We start from the raw sequence: 3999 nt of genomic DNA, 5'->3' as shown, positions 1-3999 counted from the left end.
CCCAGTCGGCGCCCCTGGTGCTGACCTTTTCTACCCAACCGGAAGAATCTTTTCGCACTCACCCTGACCTTTTGGCCCAGTGGGAGAGCTGGACGGCAGAAGCTTTGGCTGAAACCGGCAAGGAGTTCTCTCGGGAAGAGATGCAAGCTTGGGCTGGCGAGCAATTCACGATGGCAGTGGTGATCCCCAATCTGGTGCCCGGAGCTGCCGAGCCGGTGCCTGGGATCCTGTTTGGAGCCAGCACCCGCAACGCTGATTTGTCCGGGCAATTCTTGGCCCAGGTGCGGCAACAGGCAGCAGCAGAAGGGGCGAACTTCGAGCAGCGCCAGGAGCAAGGGGTCACCTTGTATGTGCAAACCAACGGAGAGCCGGGCGAGCGATGGGTAACTGCTGAGTTTGGCAACCGCTTTGTGGCAGTGGCCAACGACCCAAGGGTGATGCAGCAGGCGATTGCTGTGTATCGCGGCGAAGCAGAGCCGATTGGCCGCTCCGAAAGTTTCCGCACCGCTGTTGGCGATCTGTATAAGAGCGGCACGCTGGCCTTTGCCTACTTCAACTTCCAGGCTTTGCAGGAGGATCCCGAATCTTTCAAAGACTGGATGCAGGATCTGGATCCGGCGACGCTGGGATCCCTGCAACCCCTGCGCTCTTTGGCCATGGCTGCCCACTGGCAGGAGCAGGGCCTGCGGCTGCGCATGTTGACCCAGACCGATCCGAAAACCCAGGTGCAGGGGGGGTGGCAAACGGCTCGCGGCGAACTCATTCAGCGGCTGCCCGGCAATGCCTTGGCGGTGCTGACCACCCAACAGATCGCCCAGCGCTGGCAAGCCGTTATGCCTGAGCTGGAAAAAGATCCGCCGGTCAAGGAGTCATTAGAGGAGCTGCGGGCTGAGTTTCGTGCCAATACCCGTTTGGACTTGGAAAAAGATCTGCTGGCTTGGATGGATGGGGAGATGGCCCTGCTGGTGGCACCGGATGCCCAGGCCCATCCCCTGTTGCAGGGCATGGGAGCAGCCTTGGTGATCGAGACCAGCCAAAAAGACAAGGCCAACGCGGCCCTGACCCAGTTGGATCGGCTGGCCCAAGAATCGGGAGTAGGGGTAACGGAGGCGGGTGGACAGGTGACGTGGGCGGATCCCTTGTTTAACCGCCCGCTTTTGACCCGCGCCTGGGAAGGCAACTATTTGATCGTGACCAGCAGCACGGCGGCGCTGCAAACCCTCGCCCAACGCCAGGGCAATTTGCTTCCCCAAACCGAGCCGCTGAAAACCCTCTACGATCAGTTGCCCAAGCCCAACTACGGCTACTTTTTGCTGAATTGGCAAGGGATCCGAACAGTGCTGGAGGCCACACTACCGGGTAGTTTGGCAGGCTTGGAGCCGGAGGCCCGTGAGCTGCTGACCCGCATCGATGGGCTGGGGATTACCAGCTACCCTGCCGGGGATCACGCCTTTGGGGTGGAGCTGCTGGTCACCGTGCCGCCCAAGCCACAGCCGTAAGCTCTTTCCCCCCTCTCCCTTGGGGAGAGGGGCTGGGGGTGAGAGCTACAGCCGAATCAAGCCATAGGTGAGAGCATAGCGCACCAGCTCGGTGCGGCTGCTGGTGCCTGTCTTGTTCAGCAGGCGGGTGACGTATTTTTCCACGTTGCGCACGCTGGTTTGCAGCTGCTTGGCAATCTCCTTGTTCATCAGCCCTTCTGCCACCTTCTCCAACACCTGTTGTTCCCGCGGCGTCAGCTCTACCTTGATGGGTGGGGGCAGGGGGGTGGGGGCAGAGGTCTGGGCAGGCGTGGCTGTGGCAAGGGTGCGCTCCGACAGCAGGGCGCGAATCGAGGCCAGCTCGCGGGCCACCACCTCCGAAGGGCTGGCAGCGCGGGATCGCTCAATGAGATTGGAGACGATGGCCACCAGCTCCTCCGGATCGAAGGGCTTGGGCAAATAGGCATCGACACCGGCCCGGTAACCCTGGATGCGGTCGGCGGTCATCCCCTTGGCGGTGAGGAACACCACCGGCAGATGGCTGTAGGGCTCGAGTTTTCGCAGTTGGGCCAAAAATTGATAGCCATCCATGCCCGGCATCATGATGTCGGAGATGATCAACTGAGGCTGGGCCGTGCTGAGCAGTTGCAGAGCCTGCTGGGCGTTGGCCGCCGGGATCACCTCAAAGCCGCTGTCCTCGAGGTAGGCTTGCACCGCTTCCCGTAAGCCGGGTTCATCATCTACTAGCAGAATGCGGGCTGCTGGACTGGCAGCAGGGGGTTCGGGTTTGGCTTGGGGAGAAGAGGCCATCTGCAGCTCCTGGTTAGCGTTCAAGCGTTTGGCGGCACCTGCCATCCCATATCTCTACAATCTTCCTACTAACCTGTGGGCAATCTCAGGCAAAAACAGGAGCCTTGGGGGGAGCTTTCCACCTGGAGATCTCCGCCCATCCGGGTGGCCAAGTCGCGGCTGATGGCCAACCCCAGCCCCTGCCCCGGCTTAGAAAGATCTGCCCGAAAAAAGGGGTCGAAGATCCGCTCCAGATTCTCAGGATGAATACCAGGGCCATTGTCACAGACGGCAACGAACACTTCCCGTTGCGAAGCAGTTGAGGGATCTTCACCCAACTCCACCCTCAGCCGGATCTCACCTGGGGGCGGGGTGTACTTGCAAGCGTTGTCGATCAAGTTATCAAGCACCTGGCGCAGGGCACGCGGATCGGCTTGTACAGGGGGTAGGGAAGGGGGCAGGACGGCTTGAAAGTGGTGTCCCTGGGTTTCGGCCAAGGCTTGATAAATGGGGATCCACTCCCGCAGCAGGTCGGCCAAGGAGAGGGGCTGAAGCTGGAGGGGGGCCGGGATCCCGTCCAAACGCTCGAACTCCGCCAGCAGCTCCTGCAAATGCTTGCACTCCTGTTCAATGCTCAGGCCAATCCAGTGGTTGCGATCCTCGGGGGGCAAGCGTTTTTGCAATAACTTGGCCAGCGTGCTCAGGGCGGTGAGAGGATTGCGCATTTCGTGAAGCAAAGTGGAAAGCTGCTGGGCAGAAAGAGTGACCCCCTTAACCTTGGGTTCTCCGGCTCCGCAGACGGGTTCAGGCTCTGGATGGTGTTCAGCAACTTTTCTGGCTCTCGGCATGGATCCAATCTCTAGACTCTCCCGGCGCTGGCAGATCGATCCTAGCCCTACCTCCCCTGCAATCCGCCATATCAATCCTGAGACGCTATCGGGATCCCAACTGGGTGGCTTATAGCTGGCGGGGCAGGTAGATGTTGAGAACTTCCCCCCGACGGGCGCGGTGGCGCACGGTGAGGTAGCCCCCCAAGGCGCGGAACAGAGTTTGGGTGACGGGAAGGCTGAGGCTTACTGCACCGGTATCCGGCTGCACGACCAACAACTGCCCAATCGCCTGAGGGGATTTGGGCTCTGAGGCAACAGTGGCGTCGCTGCCCTCAGGTGTGTTGACCTGAAACTGAAGTTTGACCAGCTCCCCTGCGCTGACCAACTGGGCGCGAATGTGGCTGCCAGCCGGCGTGCTGCGGGCAATGCGGTCGATCATGCCAAACAGCACCGCTTCCAGCGCCTTGGGATCGCTGACCACATCCGGCAGCTCATCGGGAATCTCCAACTCCAGTTGGGATCCCCGCCGTTCCACCTGCTCCTGCCAGCGAGGCAGGTTTTGCCGCACCAAGTCCACCAGCGCAATGGGCTCTAGCTGAAGCCGACGCCCCTCCTGTGGAGTAGCAGCGGGCATCACCGTTTCTGTAGCCTGGAAAAACAGCCCGAAGCGGTTGATTTGCTCGGTACATTCGCGGTCAATTTTCTCCACGTATTCCCGTACCCGCGACGGCAGATCGTGCCGCTTCAGGATGAGACTAACCAAGGTGCGGATGGTGCTGAGGGGCGTCTGGATCTCGTGGATGAGAGCCCGCAACAGTTCTGCCTCCGAAAGGCTGTTCTGTTGGCCTTGACCGGCAGGCTGGCCATGGGAAGGAGGAGACCGCCGCTTTTGCTTATCTTCT

4 protein-coding genes are annotated in these 3999 nt (G+C 60.8%); 1 reads left to right on the top strand and 3 read right to left on the bottom strand.

Annotation, left to right across the window (positions count from 1 at the left end; translation table 11 throughout):
• Positions 1-1499, top strand: a 1499-nt coding sequence (locus NW856_RS12750; RefSeq protein WP_414400574.1) for a DUF3352 domain-containing protein, incomplete at its 5' end; no start/stop codon positions are given.
• Positions 1500-1544: 45 nt separating this feature from the next.
• Here the strand turns inward: NW856_RS12750 and NW856_RS12745 are convergent.
• The 3 genes from NW856_RS12745 to NW856_RS12735 all read right to left on the bottom strand — a co-directional run.
• Entirely contained in the window at positions 1545-2288 is a 744-nt protein-coding gene (locus NW856_RS12745) for a response regulator (RefSeq protein WP_414329441.1), read from the bottom strand.
• Between the two features lie 68 nt (positions 2289-2356).
• Positions 2357-3115 carry a sensor histidine kinase gene (locus tag NW856_RS12740; protein ID WP_414400573.1) on the bottom strand — a complete coding sequence of 253 codons (759 nt, stop codon included), beginning with the start codon at positions 3113-3115 and terminating at the stop codon, positions 2357-2359.
• A 109-nt stretch (positions 3116-3224) separates the two neighbouring features.
• Positions 3225-3999: sensor histidine kinase (locus NW856_RS12735; protein WP_414400572.1), on the bottom strand; the 775-nt coding region annotated here is incomplete at its 5' end.

Origin of the sequence: Synechococcus sp. R3-13 (assembly GCF_047462195.1) — a bacterium.
GTDB lineage: Bacteria > Cyanobacteriota > Cyanobacteriia > Thermostichales > Thermostichaceae > Thermostichus.
The sequence above is the reverse complement of the archived record's forward strand: the minus strand, read 5'-3'. Positions and strand labels throughout refer to the sequence as shown.

What these genes read in the sequence shown, in the direction of transcription:
- NW856_RS12745 (WP_414329441.1), bottom strand. Translation starts at nt 2,288, where the DNA reads ATGGCCTCTTCTCCCCAAGCCAAACCCGAACCCCCTGCTGCCAGTCCA.
- NW856_RS12740 (WP_414400573.1), bottom strand. Translation starts at nt 3,115, where the DNA reads ATGCCGAGAGCCAGAAAAGTTGCTGAACACCATCCAGAGCCTGAACCC.